The 17,357-nt window shown below is 33.3% G+C and carries 18 protein-coding genes and 1 pseudogene; 17 read left to right on the plus strand and 2 right to left on the minus strand.

Features of this window, described 5'->3' with window-relative positions; translation table 11 throughout:
- Window positions 1-684 (minus strand): annotated as a pseudogene (locus ACQY56_RS03495) (hypothetical protein); the annotation flags it as partial.
- A gap of 165 nt (window positions 685-849) precedes the next feature.
- Between ACQY56_RS03495 and ACQY56_RS03500 the strand changes: the two are divergent.
- Window positions 850-1,530: a response regulator transcription factor gene (locus ACQY56_RS03500; protein WP_428739136.1), complete on the plus strand. Its 681-nt coding sequence runs from the start codon at window positions 850-852 to the stop codon at window positions 1,528-1,530.
- Between the two features lie 93 nt (window positions 1,531-1,623).
- Here ACQY56_RS03500 and ACQY56_RS03505 read toward each other — a convergent pair whose 3' ends face one another.
- Entirely contained in the window at window positions 1,624-2,793 is a 1,170-nt protein-coding gene (locus ACQY56_RS03505) for a hypothetical protein (protein WP_428739135.1), read from the minus strand.
- 187 nt (window positions 2,794-2,980) lie between these two features.
- Between ACQY56_RS03505 and pstS the strand changes: the two genes are divergently transcribed.
- The 16 genes from pstS to ACQY56_RS03585 all read left to right on the plus strand — a co-directional run bounded on the left by pstS (window position 2,981) and on the right by ACQY56_RS03585 (window position 17,348).
- Window positions 2,981-3,985 carry a phosphate ABC transporter substrate-binding protein PstS gene (gene pstS, locus ACQY56_RS03510; RefSeq protein WP_428739134.1) on the plus strand — a complete coding sequence of 335 codons (1,005 nt, stop codon included), beginning with the start codon at window positions 2,981-2,983 and terminating at the stop codon, window positions 3,983-3,985.
- 345 nt (window positions 3,986-4,330) lie between these two features.
- Window positions 4,331-5,266: a phosphate ABC transporter permease subunit PstC gene (gene pstC, locus ACQY56_RS03515; protein WP_428739133.1), complete on the plus strand. Its 936-nt coding sequence runs from the start codon at window positions 4,331-4,333 to the stop codon at window positions 5,264-5,266.
- Window positions 5,266-6,069 (plus strand): phosphate ABC transporter permease PstA, encoded by an 804-nt coding sequence (gene pstA, locus ACQY56_RS03520; RefSeq protein ID WP_428739132.1) that lies wholly within the window; start codon window positions 5,266-5,268, stop codon window positions 6,067-6,069. Before pstC ends, pstA begins: the two co-directional genes overlap by 1 nt.
- 11 nt (window positions 6,070-6,080) lie before the next feature.
- Window positions 6,081-6,863, plus strand: a complete 783-nt coding sequence (gene pstB / locus ACQY56_RS03525; protein WP_428739131.1) for a phosphate ABC transporter ATP-binding protein PstB — start codon at window positions 6,081-6,083, stop codon at window positions 6,861-6,863.
- Window positions 6,864-6,875: 12 nt separating this feature from the next.
- Window positions 6,876-7,544, plus strand: coding sequence for a PhoU domain-containing protein (locus ACQY56_RS03530; RefSeq protein ID WP_428739130.1), 669 nt, complete (start codon window positions 6,876-6,878; stop codon window positions 7,542-7,544).
- A gap of 35 nt (window positions 7,545-7,579) precedes the next feature.
- Window positions 7,580-8,962 (plus strand): sensor histidine kinase, encoded by a 1,383-nt coding sequence (locus tag ACQY56_RS03535; RefSeq protein ID WP_428739129.1) that lies wholly within the window; start codon window positions 7,580-7,582, stop codon window positions 8,960-8,962.
- 53 nt (window positions 8,963-9,015) lie between these two features.
- Window positions 9,016-10,731, plus strand: a complete 1,716-nt coding sequence (locus tag ACQY56_RS03540; protein ID WP_428739128.1) for a lysophospholipid acyltransferase family protein — start codon at window positions 9,016-9,018, stop codon at window positions 10,729-10,731.
- Entirely contained in the window at window positions 10,721-12,478 is a 1,758-nt protein-coding gene (locus tag ACQY56_RS03545) for an EAL domain-containing protein (RefSeq protein WP_428739127.1), read from the plus strand. The genes ACQY56_RS03540 and ACQY56_RS03545 overlap by 11 nt, the downstream gene beginning before the upstream one ends.
- A gap of 127 nt (window positions 12,479-12,605) precedes the next feature.
- On the plus strand, window positions 12,606-13,571 hold the full coding sequence (locus ACQY56_RS03550) for a hypothetical protein (protein ID WP_428739126.1): 966 nt from the start codon (window positions 12,606-12,608) through the stop codon (window positions 13,569-13,571).
- Window positions 13,572-13,580: 9 nt separating this feature from the next.
- Window positions 13,581-14,099 carry a hypothetical protein gene (locus ACQY56_RS03555; protein WP_428739125.1) on the plus strand — a complete coding sequence of 173 codons (519 nt, stop codon included), beginning with the start codon at window positions 13,581-13,583 and terminating at the stop codon, window positions 14,097-14,099.
- Window positions 14,100-14,111: 12 nt separating this feature from the next.
- Complete coding sequence (locus ACQY56_RS03560; RefSeq protein ID WP_428739124.1) at window positions 14,112-14,618, plus strand: hypothetical protein; 507 nt, start codon at window positions 14,112-14,114, stop codon at window positions 14,616-14,618.
- Complete coding sequence (locus ACQY56_RS03565; protein WP_428739123.1) at window positions 14,606-15,208, plus strand: hypothetical protein; 603 nt, start codon at window positions 14,606-14,608, stop codon at window positions 15,206-15,208. The genes ACQY56_RS03560 and ACQY56_RS03565 overlap by 13 nt, the downstream gene beginning before the upstream one ends.
- A gap of 12 nt (window positions 15,209-15,220) precedes the next feature.
- Window positions 15,221-15,724, plus strand: a complete 504-nt coding sequence (locus ACQY56_RS03570) for a hypothetical protein (RefSeq protein ID WP_428739776.1) — start codon at window positions 15,221-15,223, stop codon at window positions 15,722-15,724.
- Window positions 15,712-16,335 (plus strand): hypothetical protein, encoded by a 624-nt coding sequence (locus tag ACQY56_RS03575; RefSeq protein WP_428739775.1) that lies wholly within the window; start codon window positions 15,712-15,714, stop codon window positions 16,333-16,335. The genes ACQY56_RS03570 and ACQY56_RS03575 overlap by 13 nt, the downstream gene beginning before the upstream one ends.
- A gap of 15 nt (window positions 16,336-16,350) precedes the next feature.
- Window positions 16,351-16,842 carry a hypothetical protein gene (locus ACQY56_RS03580; protein ID WP_428739774.1) on the plus strand — a complete coding sequence of 164 codons (492 nt, stop codon included), beginning with the start codon at window positions 16,351-16,353 and terminating at the stop codon, window positions 16,840-16,842.
- Complete coding sequence (locus ACQY56_RS03585) at window positions 16,830-17,348, plus strand: hypothetical protein (RefSeq protein WP_428739773.1); 519 nt, start codon at window positions 16,830-16,832, stop codon at window positions 17,346-17,348. The genes ACQY56_RS03580 and ACQY56_RS03585 overlap by 13 nt, the downstream gene beginning before the upstream one ends.
- Window positions 17,349-17,357: the final 9 nt, after the last annotated feature.

Here is a 17,357-nt window from a genome sequence, read left to right on the forward strand (position 1 = left end):
ATCAATATTTACAGTACCACCCCAAATCTCTAAACCATCATCAAGACCACCAATGATAGCTACATTTTCGATTGTAGTTCCAGAACCAACACCAGCTAAAGAAAGACCGTTAAGCTCTTTATCTTTTTCTACTTCATAACCAGAGTGTTTGATAACTACATATTGTAATGTACCCGAAGATTCAGTATCATTTGTATGATCAGCACTACCAAATTCTACATCTTCATCAGCTTCATAAGCTACAACACCACTATGTGTATACGCATTACCTGCTAATACAAGTCCACCCCATTCACCAGCAGAGTTTGCACTAGAGTTTCCTTTTACATCTGTTTGTGATGTAAATACAATTGGTTTAGCTTGTGTACCAGTAGCATTAATTTGTGAACCTGGTGTAATAACCATAAATGAACTAGCTGTACATCCAGCAATTGTAGTACCCGCTGGTATAGTTAAAACAGAATCACCTGTTACTTTAACTTTTCCATTCATACCATATACTAAAGATGCATCTAAAGTAGTATCTGTTGAAATATCAGAAGGCAATACTTCATCAATGTAGTTTGAATCACAAGATGCTGTAGTTGTAGTAGTAGAGCTTCCTCCACCTCCACCACCACATCCAGTGAAAGCGATTGCAGCGATTGCAGCGAAACTAAGTGTTGTTAATTTGAACTTATTCATATCCGAATCTCCATAAAATGATTTGCTGCAATTGTAAGATGGAAATATTTCATAGATGTAACCAAACAGAAACAAAATGGTTACAATATTTCACTCTCTTGTAATCTTTATGAAATAAATCTAGTTTAAAATCCTGCAAAACAAAAAAATGTGAGTTTTTTAATAATGAAAAAACAGATACTTATAGTAGATGACGATCAAGACATTCTTGAACTGCTTGAATATAACCTTATGAATGATGGTTATGATGTTATTGGTATGTTAAATACAAAACATGTTCGTGATATTTTAAATGAAGAAAATATCGATCTTATTATAATGGATAGAAGTTTACCAGATATAGAGGGTAGTTTTTATATCGAAATGTTACGAAGCAAAAATATCCACACTCCTGTAATCTTTTTGAGTGCAAAAAATTCTAGAGAAGAGATCAAAGAGGGATTTTTAAAAGGTGCCGATGATTATGTTGTAAAACCTTTTGATATTGAAGAGTTAAAGCTTCGTATAAATGCAGTTCTTAAACGTCAAAACCCACAAACAAAAGAAAATATTGAAAACATCGAGTATAAAGATATTCAACTTGATTTAAACATACAAAAAGCCACTATCACAGGAAAAGATGTGAGTCTTACAAAACTCGAAACTGCCCTTTTAAAACTTATGATACTTAATAGAGGTAAAGTTTTAGATAGAGATTTTTTACTTAAAAATATCTGGAATGAATCTGAATCTACAAACAAAAAAACTGTCAATGTAGCGATCAAAAGACTCAAAGAAAAAATCGATCCAAGTGGAGAGAAAAACTATATAAAAACGATTCGTGGTATTGGCTATATGATTAACTAATGTTGAGATTTTACTTAACATAAAAGCAAAGTTCAAAGACTTTGCTTTTACTAAAAAGGAGAAATGAAATTTTGAGGTTTATTAAGTAGATTCTTAGAACTCAACTTGAGCAGTTAGCATATACGCAGTACCGTTGTCACTACTGTAACCATTTCCAGTACTATCATCTTCATTATCACTTACGATAACGTTTGCTACCCATTGAACGTTTCTATTTTGATCCCATGCAAAACCAGCTATGTATGATGTTTTCTCATACTCTTTAGCACCAGATACAACTTCTGGCGTCCAGCTATCGTAACGTCCAAGGAATCTATACTGTTTGTCATCACCTATACGGTACTCACCATTTACTGAATAACCTGAACCAGATTTTGCAGATACATATGAAGCATCATTAGCTGTATTTTTTGAGCTTACATATTGAGCTGAAACTAAAAATGCTGGTTGATTATATACTGTATGTAAACCAAAGAATTCTAAGTTGTCATTTCCTTTGTATTTTGTATTTAACTGACCAAAAAATGAAGCATCAAAATAAGTTTTTTTGTTTTGTGCATCTTTACCATCTACACCTAAGATGTGTGCAGTAGCTCTCCACTCAAAACTCATATCCGTTCCAGCTTGTGTACCGTGGTACCCTTCACCATTAAATAAACCATAATCTGCATCAAAGTACTGTGTTCTTGTTTTTAACATTGCACCAAAGTCAGCTGAGTTTGATAAGTCACCATTACGTTTTGACTCGATAAGTACTTCAGAGATATCACGGAAATACCAAGAGTTATGCTCTTCATAGTCATGCCATGGACGGTGAACTAGACCAACCTCTAATCCTGTTGCTGGTAATACTTCATTTAAGAAAAGGTAAGCATATTTTGCTCTTACATTTACATCGCCACCACTTTCATGGTTTAAGTCATATGTTACACGAAAGTAAGATTTTGGATCATCTAAAAGATATGCTTTTAATTGAAAATAACCACGACGAATCTCAAATCCACCTTCATCTTGCAACGCAGCGCCTGTCGAATCTGTTGATTTTAAATCATTATATGTATAACCTAAATATGTTAAACCAGAAAATTTTAATTTGTCTGCATGAGAAAATACAGAAGTATCAGATTTTATCTCAGTACGACCTTCACCAGCTACAGTAAAAACTTGACCATTTGCATCTTGGTAAAGTTTTACATCTGATGCACTTAAAGCAACTGAACCTAATGTTAGAGCAGCTAAGCTTGATAAAACAATTTTTTTCATATTTGTTTTCCTTTTTTTCATTTGATGTTGGAAGTTTATTACAGGTTTATTACAGAATGATTACAAAATGGTTGCATACATTTTTATTATATATATAGCTCTAAAATTGAACGAGATTTTTGTAATCTTACTGTAACCTAAGTATTTTATACTTCTCAAATCTTAACAAAATACAAAGGTAACAAAGATGACAAAAATTGCTAAAATTGCTCTTGCAACAACTCTTCTCGCTGGTAGTTTAAGTGCTAGTGATATCATTAAAGGAAGCGGGGCTTCTTTTCCATATAGTGTTTATCAAAAATGGTTAAAAACATATAACAAAGATACAGGTATCAAAGTTGACTATATCAAAAAAGGTTCATCTAAAGGAATCAAAGATGCTAAAAAACGTGCTGTTGATTTTGCTGGAAGTGATGCTCCACTCTCTCCAAAAGACCTAAAAAAAGCTAAACTTTACCAATTCCCTGGTGTTGTAGGTGCTATTACAATGGGTTACAACCTTCCAGAAGCTAAAGAACTTAAACTTAGCCGTAGTGCTATTGTTGCTATTGCAAGTGGTAAAGTAGCATACTGGGATGATAAAGTAATCGCAGATGCAAACAAAGGTACAAAACTTCCACACAAAAAATTAACTTTCGTTCACCGTGCTGATGGAAGTGGTACTACATATAACTTTACATATTACCTATCAAAAGTTTCTAAAGAGTGGAGACACAATTATGGTGTTAAAAAATCTCTTAACTGGCCAGGTGACCAACACATTGGTGGGAAAACAAACTCTGGTGTAGCGGCACTTTTAAAACAAACTCCATATACTGTAGGATATATTGACTATGCTGATGCTAAAAACAATGACATCGCTATGGCAAGTGTAGAAAACAAAGCAGGAAACTACATTAAACCTGAGTTAAAATACTTCCAAATAGCAGCAGCAAAAGCTGACCTTGATCCTAAAAAAGATTTCTTTGCTATGATCGCTGATCCTTCTGGTGCTGAGTCTTATCCAATAGTAGCAGCAACATTTATCTTAGTTCCTGTAGAAAAAACAGCTATGAATAAAAAAGTAACAGCATTTTATGACTGGTCATATAAAAATGGTCAAGAGATTGCTAAAGGCTTAGGGTTTGTTCCACTTCCAGATTCTTTAGTAGAAAAAATTCATAACTACTGGGCACAAAAAGGTATTAAATAATACCTTTTGCCTGTTGTAACCGTATTGTAATCTTCGTTTCATATAATTCGACCAATTTATTATAGACTCCTTTTATAACTAAAAAAAGATATGAGAAGATATAAAAAGAGGTAAGATTGTGTAAAACAAATTTTTCAGCCTAGCCAATGCTAAGGTGAAAACATTTTTTTATGCAAGATTGCCTCTTTTTATGCTTCCCGTAGGGCAAAAAGATAAACTGCTTTACTCTTCGTTAGATAACCTTCAGCATAGCTCACTATGCTAAAGAACATCTGCCTTGATTAAATTGTTTCTCTTTTTGCTCATACTTTATATAGTTATAAAAGGAGTCTAACAAGGTTTTATATGGAAAAAATCTTTCAAAAGCTCTCTTTTGGGAGTGCCTCTTTAGTATTGATTATTCTCATTGGAATATTTATAACTCTCTTTAGTGCAGCACAACCTGCTATTAAAGAGTTTGGTGTTGGATTTATCACAAATCCTGACTGGAATAAAGAAGTTCCTATAGAAGCAACTACGCAACAAGCAACAAAACCAAATGACCAAGCTCTTGATGAAGAGGATCTTTTATTTGGTGGAGATGATGAAATTGCGACAAAAACAGTTTATGGCGGACTTATTCCAATTGTTGGAACAATTCTTTCAACTCTTATAGCACTAGTATTTGCCCTACCAATTGCAATGGGAATAGCAGTCTTTTTAGCTGAGATCGCACCAAAAAATATCTCACATATTGTCGGGATTGCCATTGAGCTCTTAGCAGCAATTCCATCAATCATTTTTGGTATGTGGGGACTATACTATTTTGCACCTATCATATCAGATACTTTTGGTGGCTACCAAGTTTCACTCCTGACCGCTGGACTTGTTTTAGGGGTTATGATTTTACCTTTTATGGCAGCAATCACTCGTGATAGTATGAATACAACACCAAATGTTTTAAAAGAATCTGCTTATGCACTTGGTGCTACAAAATTTGAGGTGATTAAGGATATTATCTTTCCATATTCAAAAGTTGGTATTATTGGCTCTATTATATTAGCACTTGGACGTGCACTTGGTGAGACAATGGCAGTTGCATTTTTAATCGGTTCTATTTTTAGTTTGCCAGATGCTATTAACGATCCAACTATCTCTATCCCTGTAGCGATGGCAAATAACTTTGGTGAATCAAGTGGTTTAGGTGAGAGTGCACTCTTTTACTTAGCACTTTTACTCTTTATCATTAGTTTTGGTGTTATCTCATTTGCTAAATTTTACTTTTTGAGAAAGGCTAAATAATGAGACTTTTCATAAATAAAATATTTTTAGCACTCTCTGTTTTATCAGCTTTTATAGGTTTGGCATTTTTAGCGTGGATTTTGATCACTCTATTTTTAAAAGGTCTTAGTTCATTTCACTTTAATCTGTTTTTAAACGACTTGGTTGAAGGGGGCTTACGAAACCTTATAGTTGGGCAGCTTATCTTAGCAGGACTTGCTTCAGTTATTGGAATCCCCATAGGAATGACTGCTGGGATTTATATCCAAGAGTATGGACGTGGAAAGTATGCCTCATTTATTCGAGATTTGAGTGATGTTATGATGTCTGCACCATCGATTGTTATCGGTGCATTTGTGTACGCTATGATTGTTGTTCCTATGGGAGGCACTAGCGGATATGCTGGTGCTATTGCATTAGCTATCATGATGATCCCTGTAGTTATCAACACAACTGATTCAATGCTAAGCCTTGTTCCTCGTGAGCTTCGCGAAGCTGGAATCGCACTCGGTGCTAGTAAATATAAAGTGATTATAGACATTGTTATAAAAGCTGCAAAAGTTGGTATCATGACGGGGATCTTACTCGCATTTGCTCGTATCGTTGGGGAAACTGCTCCGCTACTTTTTACATCGGAGACTTCAAACTATTTTACGCTCAATTTAGCTGAGAGTTTTCCATCACTTACTGTAAGTATTTACGACTTAGCAAATGAGCCAGAAGAGTCTAGCCGTGATCTTGCTTGGGCAGCTTCATTTATACTTACAGTTTTAGTTTTAATCATCAACTTAACTGGTAGATTTATCACAAGAAACAAAAAATAAGGATTTAGTAGATGTCAATCATGAAAATAAAAAAGTTCTCTTTTACATACGCTGGAGCTGATCATCCATCACTCAAAAATATCAATTTACCAATTGAGAAAAATAAAATTACAGCACTCATAGGTCCTAGTGGTTGTGGAAAATCAACCCTACTTCGTTCAATGAATAGAATCCATGATCTTTATCCTGGGAACAAGTATGACGGAAAAATTGAACTGCTTGACTTAGAGAGTGGTGAGTTTAACAATATTTTAGATATTAAAAAAGAGAATGAGTTTATCAAACTACGCCAACAAGTTGGAATGATTTTCCAAAAACCAACACCATTTCCTATGAGTATTTTTGATAATGTAGCGTATGGTCTTAAAATTGCAGGTATCAAAAACAAAACAGAACTTCGAGATCGTGTAGAAATTGCTTTGAAAGGTTCTGCTTTATTTAAAGAGGTAAGTGATAGACTAGATAAATCTGCAATGGGTCTCTCAGGTGGACAGCAACAACGTCTTTGTATCGCTCGTGCAGTTGCAGTAAAACCTGAAGTACTTCTTTTTGACGAACCAACATCTGCACTTGACCCTATCTCTACTGGTGCTATTGAAGAACTTATTGTTGAGTTAAAAAATGAAGTGAGTATCGCAATTGTTACGCACAATATGCAACAAGCAAGTCGTATAAGTGACTACACTGCATTCATGTACCTTGGAGATTTGGTAGAATATGATAAAACAGAAACTATATTCTTAAATCCTACAGAGAAACAAACTGAAGACTATATCACTGGTCGTTTCGGTTAATAAGGAGAAATAATGTTACAAACTTTTAGATCGAGTGTTAATGACGTTCAAGATAAAATTACAAATATTGGAAATGATTTAGTTCGTGCGAATGAATTGATAGTTGATGCTATAATTGCATGTGATGTAGAAAAATTTAATGATGCAAGAGGATACATAAAAAATATCTCTTCAAAAACAAGTGATATTGATAATTTAATCATTAAAATATTAGCACTCTATACACCAGAAGCAAGGGACCTTAGACAAGTAGTCGCATACTTTAAGATCACAAATGAACTTGCTCGTGCATGTGCAAATACAAGAAGTTTTATCAGAGGCTTTACAGATATCTGTACAGACTTAGAGGAACAAACGATTAATGATTATGCTATCCCTATGCAAAACTCTACAATAAGAGCTATAAAAATCGCAGTAAGTATGATAAACTGCCATGACTCAGATGAACTCAGAGAGAGATATGATGAAGTTCTCATAGAAGAGAACAAAACAGATGATCTTTACTCTATGATTGAAAAAAATCTGATTCAACAAGCAGATACAAAAAATGGCGAGTTTGAAAAATACCATAGAATGTTACGAGCACTGCGTAAAAGTGAAAAGATTGCTGGACGTGCTATAAGCATGGCAAACTTGTTACTATACGCAAACATTGGTGGTGAGTTACAAGCCTCAAATTAAAGATATATTCTAAAAATATATAACTAGGAGAAAAAGTGCTAAAGTTTCATCAAATAGTACTTAGAAAATTTTTAGCACTTTTTTTCGCCCTCTTCTTTATAGTTGGAGGGATTGTATACTTTTGGGTATACGATTTTTATATTGAAGCTTCTAAAAAATCTCTTTTAAAAGAGGTGAAAATCCTTGCCCTGCAAGTCACTCCAACAACTGATCTTGATCGCTTAGCAGCAAATGTCAAAAAAACATTAGGTATTCGTCTAACCATCATAAATGGTGATGGTGTAGTTATCGCAGAATCCCATAAAGATAAAACAAAGATGGAAAACCACCGTTACCGTGACGAAATACTTCAAGCTGATTCTAACAAATATGGATACAAAAAAAGACACTCCCACACACTCGATCTTGACCTCATTTATGTAGTTAAAAAATACACTATTGGCAATAAAATATATTATATTAGACTCGCTGTAGAGCTTGAGGGGATCAAAGCACAAATGATGCAACTAGCACTCAAAATATTCTCAGCTTTATTTCTGTTTTTCATTGCTATTTTATTTATGACTTATAAACTCAATTCACAAGTTGAACATGAAGTGTCAAATATCATTTTCTTTTTAAAATCTCTCACCAAAAAACAAAAATCTACCTATATCCAGTCGCAATACTCTCAAGAATTTGCTATTATTACGAACCTTTTAACAAAAGTTTCACAAATCATAGTTAAACAAGAGAAGAAAAAATCAAAATACACAAACAAACTCAAAGAACTTAACAAACAAAAAGATGACATCATTTCAGCGATTTCACATGAGTTTAAAAACCCTATTGCAATTGTCAATGGTTATTCACAAACACTTTTAGAAGATTCCGATATAAACCCAAATATTCGTCATAAATTTTTAACCAAAATCCATAACAATGGTATCAAACTCAGCGAACTTATAGATACACTTAGACTCTCACTCAAACTTGACTCAAAACAACAATCGCTACAACTAAGTAGTTTTAATTTGTATGAACTTGTAGAGGAGTGTGTAGAAAATATCAAAATCAACTACACTGGACGTAAAATCATTCTCGATGGTTTAAAAGATATCTCTATTGAAGCTGATAGAACAATGCTCAGTATTGTGTTTTCAAACTTGATTGAAAATGCTATCAAATACTCAGAGGATGAAGTGTATATAAATTTTGATGCACAACATATCGATATCATCGATAGTGGTATTGGTATCTCACAAAAAGATTTGCAAAACATAACCGATAAGTTTTACCGCGTTCATAAAAACTCTTGGAACAACTCTTTAGGTCTTGGGTTATTTTTAGTAGATAACATTCTCAAACTTCATAATTTCAAACTCTCTATAGAAAGCGTGGAAAATGAAGGTTCTACTTTTAGCATCTATTTTTCGTAATAAAATTGTAATCTAGCTAGTTTATTATTCTCTATATTTTTAGAGGATCTGCGATGCTAGATATAGAAAAAACTTTACTTACAAAGTACCCTAAACTTAAAAACTCAAAACTGATTAAATCTGCTGTAAATAAATTTGCAGATTCTGTTATTCATCAAGATGAGATAAATAAATTTATGCAAAAAAATACCCATCTTGGAAGTTATGAGTTTATAGATGAAGTACTCGAATACTTCAATTTTAACTTTTTTGTCAATGATAAAGAGATAGAAAATATCCCTGTCAGTGGTCGTGTAGTAATAATTGCCAACCATCCATTAGGTGCACTTGACGCACTTTCACTTATCAAACTTGTTTCAAAAGTGAGAAAAGATATAAAAGTAGTTGCAAATAATGTTTTAGAAATTTTTGAAAATGTTCGTCCACTTTTAATTAATGTAGATGCTTTTAGCGCTTCACAAAAAAAAGAATCTATCGCCAAAGTGTATGAATCACTAGAAAATGAAGAGGTAGTTATCATCTTCCCATCAGGGGAAGTAAGTCGTGCAACACCAACAGGAATAAAAGATAAAAAATGGAAAAAAGGGTTTTTAAAGTTTGCGCATAGAAGTCATTCCCCTATTTTACCTATCTATATAGGTGGTAAAAACTCTAAAACTTTTTACTCAGTTTCAGCACTCAATAAAAAACTCTCAACGGCACTGCTTCCAAATGAGATGTTTAAGCAACGTGACAACTCTATCGAGATGATTGTAGGGGAAGTAATTCCAGCTGAAAATACTACTCCAAAAGGGATTGAGCAAGATAAATTAATCGATCTGTATAAAAAACATCTCTATGGATTACGCTCTAAAAAAAAATACTTTGAAACTCAAAAAGCGATAGCCCATCCTGAAGACCCAAAAGCGATAAAAAAAGAGCTAAAAGCCTCAGAACTCCTTGGGCAAACGAAAGATGGAAAATTTATCTATCTGTATGCGAGTGAAGATAATAACTCAATCGTTATCAATGAGATTGGGCGACTTCGTGAAATTTCTTTTAGAAAAGTTGGCGAAGGTATCAATAAAAAACGTGATATTGATAAATACGACCGTTATTATAAGCATATTGTTCTTTGGGACAATGAAGACTTGGAGATCGTTGGAGCATATAGAATTGGTGTGTGTTCTGAAATACTCGAAAACAGATGTATCACTGAGTTTTATACAGCTACACTTTTTGAATATAACGAACCATTTTTACACTACTTATACGATTCTATTGAATTAGGGCGAAGTTTTGTACAACCAAAATACTGGGGAAGTCGTGCACTGGATTATCTTTGGTATGGAATCGGGGCTTACTTAAAAAACAATCCTCAAATCAAGTATATGTTTGGTCCAGTAACGCTTAGTGCTACACTTCCAAAAATCGCAAAAGATATGATACTTTACTTTTACGATCAAAATTTTCCAGACACAAATCACTTGGTTGATGCAAAAATTCCATACAACTTTAAGAGTGACCAAGAACTTGTAAACAGACTTGAAAATGAATTTGCTTCAGATGAGTATAAAGAGAATTTCAAAGCTTTAAAAAATTCACTTAGCTCTATAGGAGTAAGTGTTCCAACACTATATAAACAATATAGCGATTTATGTGAGGAGGGGGGAATAAGTTTTTGTGCATACAATATCGATCCAGATTTTTCAGACTGTATCGATAGTTTTATTGTTGTTTCTGTTGACAAGATAAAACAAAAACAAAAAGAGAGATACTTTGGACTCTAAAGACACACAATGTACTCTTTGCGATGAGTGGAAAGAAAAACTAAAAACTCTCGATATCGCTTTTCAACCCATTATACATATAAACACTGGGAAACTCTATGGTGTCGAAGCACTTCTACGAAACTTTAAAGATATTGGATGTGATTCTATCTTTGAAGTTTTTGATACTGTACATAAAAATAATCTTCTTTACTGTTTTGATTTGGCACTCAGACGTAAAGCATTTAAAAAATTTCTAAAACTTACAAATTTTGAGAATCTCAAACTTTTTTATAACCTTGACAATAGACTTTTTGAGATGCCAGACTTTACATCTGGAAATACAAGCAATATTTTAAAAGAGATGGATATTAAACAAGAAAATATCTGTTTTGAAATCTCTGAGCGACACGAAATTGCAGATAATTTTGGGATGGAAAAAATCCTACAACATTATAAAAATTCAAGTTTTTGTATCGCAATTGATGACTTTGGTGTAGGCTATGCTGGATATAAACTCCTTTTTGATGCAACACCAGATATCATCAAAATAGATAGATACTTTTTACAAAATATTGAAAAAGATACCAAGAAAAAATTGATGGTAAAAAGTATAACCCACCTTGCTATAAAACTAGGCATTAAAGTGATCGCAGAAGGGGTTGAAACAGAGGCAGAATACCTTACATGCAAAGAGATAGGATGCCATTTAGTACAAGGGTATTTTGTACAAAAACCAACGCTAGATATTGATGAACTAAAACCTAAATATGAACATATCATTCAACTCGTTAAAGAGGATAAACGTTCAAAAAAAGGTGGAAATATTTTAAAATATATTGAGCATATAGAACCTATAAAATCAAAATCATCTATGCAAAAAGTGATTGAGTATTTTAAAAAGAAAAACACTAGTTCAATGGTTCCAGTTATAGATAATAACAATGAGCCAGTAGGCATTTTTTATGAATCTCAAATCAAAGAATATATCTATTCACCCTATGGAATGTCTATCTTACTCAATGAAAATTCTCAAAAGTCAAAACTCAAAAACTATATCTCTAAATGTCCATCAGCTGATGTGCGAAGTGATATCACAACGATAATTGAGCTTTATTCAAACAATGCAGAATCAAATGGAATCATTATCACTCAAAATACACACTATTTAGGATTTTTATCTGCAAGTAATATCATTAAGATCATGCATGAAGAAAACCTTATAGCAGCTCGAGATCAAAATCCACTTACAAAAATGCCTGGAAATAGAGTCGTTGAGAAAAAAATCTCTGATCTCTCATCACATAAACAATACATTTTATGCTACTTTGATCTTGATAATTTTAAAGCCTATAACGACAAATATGGTTTTAGAAATGGAGATCGTATCATCCAACTTTTTGCAGATATCCTTCAAAAACATCTCAGTAGTGAGTTTTTTAAAGGGCATATCGGTGGGGATGATTTTTTTGTATCTTCTAAGTTTTATAAAGATGAGCTCGAAGAACTTCAAAACGTTATGACAATCTTTGTAAATCAAGCCAAAAGTTTCTACTCACAAGATGATCGTGAAAAAGGGTATATTCTCAGTACTGATCGTGAAGGAGTAAAAAAACAGTTTCCACTTCTAAGTGTAAGTGCTGCCATACTCTTTGTCAACTTCGCAAAAGTTTCTGAATATACAAACCATATAAACAACATCCTCTCTTTGCAAAAAAAAGTAGCAAAACACTCTAAAGATAAAATTTCGATCTCTTACTTACTCTAAGAGCTAATATATTTTACAAAATAATATAAATTTTTTATTATTCTAAATACCAAAAAACAACAAATTTAAATATTAAATAAGTTCCATTGTAGTAAAATCTTAAATATTTTTTAAAAAAAGGGACTAAATGAAAGTTTATACTAAACTGATATATCTCACTTTATTGTCGATTTCACTCCTATTTTCAGGATGTTTTGAAGATGAACAAACACTATCATTAAACACAGATGAAAATGTAACACTCAAATATACTACTTTTACTTTAAGTGTAGAAGCACCCGATAGTAAAACAGTTACAGCACTCAATCAAACACTTCTCACAGACCAAAACAAAACAGTTGTTATCAAAGGGGTAGACAACAACACGACTTTTTACCTTTATAACATCCCTTTAGTATCTGGAACAAATGAGATCAACATCACTGCAACAAATGAAAAGAATGAAAGTGTCTCAAAATTCTTTTCTTTTACCTCTGATGCAAATGGTTCAGCACCTATTGCTATGCATGCAGATAGTTTTAGCGGTGTAAAAAGTTTACAAACAGATGTCAAAGTAGGCACACTCTTAAATGCAAAAAAATACCTTTTTGACCAAAACGGTGATGGCATCATAGATGAGATAAAAGAAGATGCAAACTTTAGTGTAAACCTCAACCAAGAGGGACGCTACAAACCAAGAATTACCATTTTAACAGATGATGATGTTCTTTATAGCAGCAACTCTTTTGCCCTCTCACTCGATGTCAAAGCAGATGCTAATCAAACTGATCCAGTAGGTGCACAGCCAGTTGATGAAGCAAAACACTTTGTTGAAGCACTTATAAACAATGATCGTGCAAGTGTAGAGGAGTGGTTCGGACACAATGAAAAACTTATAAGTTACATCTATAGCGATCCAAAAATACAACCATTTCTAGCCGAGACTTACAAACACATCACAAGTTGGGAGCAAACATATCACGATTCAGGTTACGCCACAGTAAAAATACTCTTTGAAGCAGAGGGCAAAACCTACGAAGGTGGCTTTGAGATGGTAACTATAAACCCACAAGTGAGTACTGGACGTCAATGGATTGTCCGCTTTTTTTACTAAGTTAGCCTAATGGCAGGTTTAATACTTTTAGGGCTTTTAGCTCTTGGGGTTATAGTTGTAGTGGTTATGGTTATAACCAAACAAAGCAATAAACGGATACTTCAAGCTTTAGGTGGGTCTTTTGTAGTGATAGCCACTTTTATGCTCTACACAAACCACACCTGCGGACCAAACTCTACAGATGTGAAGATAATGACACCACAAGCAGAAGCCATAAGTAACTACATTCTTAAAAATGGGATACCTGAGTCGCTTAGTGAGATTTCTGGATTGCCTTATGAGTTAGAGGGGTGTAAATGGGCTAATGATGGCACAAAGATAGAACGATGCAATTTTACTGTAAACAGTAATATTTATTCAATCCACTTAGATTATCTATTTAATATTTTAGAAATTTACACTAAAACATCAGAAACAGGTATTTATATAAATTTTAAAAATCAAGGCAATAATATTTTTATTATCGAAAAAAGTATTACATCTTACAGTAGCAAACATGATGGTATCTGTAATCCAATGAGAATGTAAAAAGGAAAAAACATGAAAAAAATATTTGTAATATTACTGATAAGCATAAATCTTTTTGCTTGGGAAGTTAATACTCATAGAGCTATCGACAGAACCGCACTGGAAAAAGTTGACAATTTAAATGCTTTTATATCTGCTACTGGAGTTGGCAGTGAAAACTATATATATGAAGAGTTTGAAGATTATGACACAACATATTTTTTATATGTAATGCAAGGTGAAAAAAACGGACTATCTGAACTTAACCAAACATTTTCAAGTACCGACTACAAATCCCTCCTAGAAGCCGGCACAATACTAGAAGACGCCCAATGGACACATAGTGATTTGCTAAAATATACCCCTAACCCTCTTTTTGATTTTATCTACTATAAATACGATCAAGCAGACGGACGCTTTTTAAACCACTTCTACAATCCTCAAGTATTTGATGGCAATGCAGTCGAGTGGGCTTATAACGCTGGAAGAAACCTATACGACTACACAACTACAAAGGAGACACACCAATGGCAGGTTTAATACTTATAGGGCTTTTAGCTCTTGGGGTTATAGTTGTGGTGGTTATGGTTATAACCAAACAAAGTAACAAACGGATACTTCAAGCTTTAGGTGGGTCTTTTGTAGTGATAGCCGCTTTTATGCTCTACACCAACCACACCTGCGGACCAAACTCTACAGATGTGAAGATAATGACACCACAAGCTAATGCTATAGCAAAAAATATTATAACGAATGGAGTGCCTAACTTATTGTCTGATATTCAAACTTTACCTTATGTTTTAAACAATTGTAAACGAGAAAAGAAATATGAAAAAGGTTATTACGAAACAGTGAAAAATAGAAGTAATGCTGATTATTTATCAATTGATGAAACTTGTGAATTTCAAGTAGAAAAAAGAATCTATGAAATAAATTTTTCATTTTTTGAACATTATAAATCACCACAAAATACACATGGAACACTAAGGATTCGCAATACTACAACTCAAACAGGTATTCTTACTTCTTTGGAAATCAATGATAGTGGCAACATTACTGTTGATTTTCAAAAATACCCTACAGTATATAGTGTTAAAAGCACTGGTATCTGTAACCCATTAAGACAATAACAAAGGGAAAAAATGAGAAAAATTTTAATACTATTTTTAGTAAGTATAAATCTATTTGCATGGGAAATAAATACGCATAGAGCAATAGACAGAGAAGCTTTGAAAAAAGTTGATAACTTAAATGCTTTTACATCAAGTGTAGAATTGTTTAGTAGTTATGCAAATGAAGAATTTGAAGACTATGGAATGACATATTTTGAGTATATTCAGCAAGGTGAACTTAATGGTATGTCATTGCTAAATCAAGATTTTAATAATAAAAATTATTTTGACCTCCTAGAAGCCGGCACAATCCTAGAAGACGCACAATGGCCACATAGTGATTTGCTAAAATATACCCCTAACCCTCTTTTTGATTTTATCTACTATAAATACGATCAAGCAGACGGACGCTTTTTAAACCACTTCTACAACCCTCAAGTATTTGATGGCAATGCAGTCGAGTGGGCGTATGATACGGAAAAAAATCTATACGACTACACAACTACAAAGGAGACACACCAATGGCAGGTTTAATACTTGTAGGGCTTTTAGCTCTTGGGGGCATTATCTTAGTAGTTATGCTTATAACCAAACAAGGGAAAAAAAGAGTAGGTATATTTTCAGGTGGGTATTTTATAGTTATAGCTTCATTTATGCTCTACACAAACTACACCTGCGGACCTAACTCCACAGATGTAAAGATTATGACTCCACAAGCTGAAGCTATTAGTAACTACATTCTTAAAAATGGGTTACCTGCATCATCACTTAGTGAGATTCCTGATCTGCCTTATAAACTACATGAATGTAAAAAGGAAATACAGTTTACTGATCAAAATCTGCAAACAATGAAAGATAAAAATCTAGCAGATCATATTATAAAAAATGAAGAATGCTTTTTCAGTTCAAATGATTCTAATTACTTAATTCAAAGCTCTGTTATTGAAAAATTTAAAGCTAATAAATACGCATATAGCACATTGAAATTTTATTCAAATGAAAACAAAACAGGAATGGATTATATTTATATTTACAATGCAAATAAAATGCAGTGGGAATATAAAAAGTTTTTAAATGACACGAATAGAAATCCACGTATTTACGATAATAAAACGTCAGGAATTTGTAATACATTAAGAATGTAAAAAAGGAAAAAAAGAATGAAAAAACTACTAATAATAATTTTAATCAGCATCAATTTATTTGCTTGGGAGATAAATACTCATAGAGCAATTGATAAAGAAGCAATAGATAAAGCTTCAAATTTGGGTGCTTTCATAGATAATACTGGAGTTGGTAGTGAAAACTATATCAATGAAGTATTTGAAGGCTATAATAGAACATATATTGACTATGTATTAAACGGTGAAGAAAATGGGATTTCTAATGATGCCCTTAATCAAAATTTCAACCAAGCAAACGCTGACTACAAATCCCTCCTAGAAGCCGGCACAATCCTAGAAGACGCCCAATGGCCACATCTGATAAATGGCGGTAGTTGGAATATAGGTGATATGTCAGACGGACGCTTTTTAAACCACTTCTACAACCCTCAAGTATTTGATGGCAATGCAGTCGAGTGGGCTTATAACGCTGGAAGAAACCTATACGACTACACAACTACAAAGGAGACACACCAATGGCGGGTTTAATACTTTTAGGGCTTTTAGCTCTTGGGGTTATAGTTGTGGTGGTTATGGTTATAACCAAACAAAGTAACAAACGAATACTTCAAGCTTTGGGTGGGTCTTTTGTAGTGATAGCTTCATTTATGCTCTACACAAACTACACCTGCGGACCAAACTCCACAGATGTGAAGATCATGACACCTCAAGCAGAAGCCATAAGTAACTATATTCTTAAAAATGGGATACCTGAGTCGCTTAGCAAGATACCTGATTTGCCCTATCCCTTAGAAGATTGTAAAAAGGAAACTCATAATTATGAACAATGTACTTTTTATATTAATACAAAAAAATATAATGTGGACATTTATGATCTTTCCGGATTAAGTTTAAATGTATATAGCTGGGAGAGTGAAACAGGTATTCGTTATGAATTAGAGTATAGTGAACAAAACAATAAGTGGCATCTTGCAAAAAGCAATATTGCATATAGTAGTAAACATGATGGCATATGTAATCCGTTAAGAATGTAAAGAGGGAAA

Origin of the sequence: Sulfurimonas sp., from assembly GCF_050296975.1 — a bacterium.
Lineage (GTDB): Bacteria > Campylobacterota > Campylobacteria > Campylobacterales > Sulfurimonadaceae > Sulfurimonas.

Excerpts from the sequence above, each read along its gene's own strand:
- ACQY56_RS03570 (WP_428739776.1), top strand. The coding sequence starts at position 15,221 with ATGAGAAAAATTTTAATACTATTTTTAGTAAGTATAAATCTATTTGCA.
- ACQY56_RS03550 (WP_428739126.1), top strand. The coding sequence starts at position 12,606 with ATGAAAGTTTATACTAAACTGATATATCTCACTTTATTGTCGATTTCA.
- ACQY56_RS03580 (WP_428739774.1), top strand. The coding sequence starts at position 16,351 with ATGAAAAAACTACTAATAATAATTTTAATCAGCATCAATTTATTTGCT.
- ACQY56_RS03585 (WP_428739773.1), top strand. The coding sequence starts at position 16,830 with ATGGCGGGTTTAATACTTTTAGGGCTTTTAGCTCTTGGGGTTATAGTT.
- ACQY56_RS03500 (WP_428739136.1), top strand. The coding sequence starts at position 850 with ATGAAAAAACAGATACTTATAGTAGATGACGATCAAGACATTCTTGAA.
- pstC (WP_428739133.1), top strand. The coding sequence starts at position 4,331 with ATGGAAAAAATCTTTCAAAAGCTCTCTTTTGGGAGTGCCTCTTTAGTA.
- ACQY56_RS03575 (WP_428739775.1), top strand. The coding sequence starts at position 15,712 with ATGGCAGGTTTAATACTTGTAGGGCTTTTAGCTCTTGGGGGCATTATC.
- pstS (WP_428739134.1), top strand. The coding sequence starts at position 2,981 with ATGACAAAAATTGCTAAAATTGCTCTTGCAACAACTCTTCTCGCTGGT.
- ACQY56_RS03530 (WP_428739130.1), top strand. The coding sequence starts at position 6,876 with ATGTTACAAACTTTTAGATCGAGTGTTAATGACGTTCAAGATAAAATT.
- pstB (WP_428739131.1), top strand. The coding sequence starts at position 6,081 with ATGTCAATCATGAAAATAAAAAAGTTCTCTTTTACATACGCTGGAGCT.
- ACQY56_RS03560 (WP_428739124.1), top strand. The coding sequence starts at position 14,112 with ATGAAAAAAATATTTGTAATATTACTGATAAGCATAAATCTTTTTGCT.
- ACQY56_RS03505 (WP_428739135.1), bottom strand. The coding sequence starts at position 2,793 with ATGAAAAAAATTGTTTTATCAAGCTTAGCTGCTCTAACATTAGGTTCA.
- pstA (WP_428739132.1), top strand. The coding sequence starts at position 5,266 with ATGAGACTTTTCATAAATAAAATATTTTTAGCACTCTCTGTTTTATCA.
- ACQY56_RS03565 (WP_428739123.1), top strand. The coding sequence starts at position 14,606 with ATGGCAGGTTTAATACTTATAGGGCTTTTAGCTCTTGGGGTTATAGTT.
- ACQY56_RS03555 (WP_428739125.1), top strand. The coding sequence starts at position 13,581 with ATGGCAGGTTTAATACTTTTAGGGCTTTTAGCTCTTGGGGTTATAGTT.
- ACQY56_RS03540 (WP_428739128.1), top strand. The coding sequence starts at position 9,016 with ATGCTAGATATAGAAAAAACTTTACTTACAAAGTACCCTAAACTTAAA.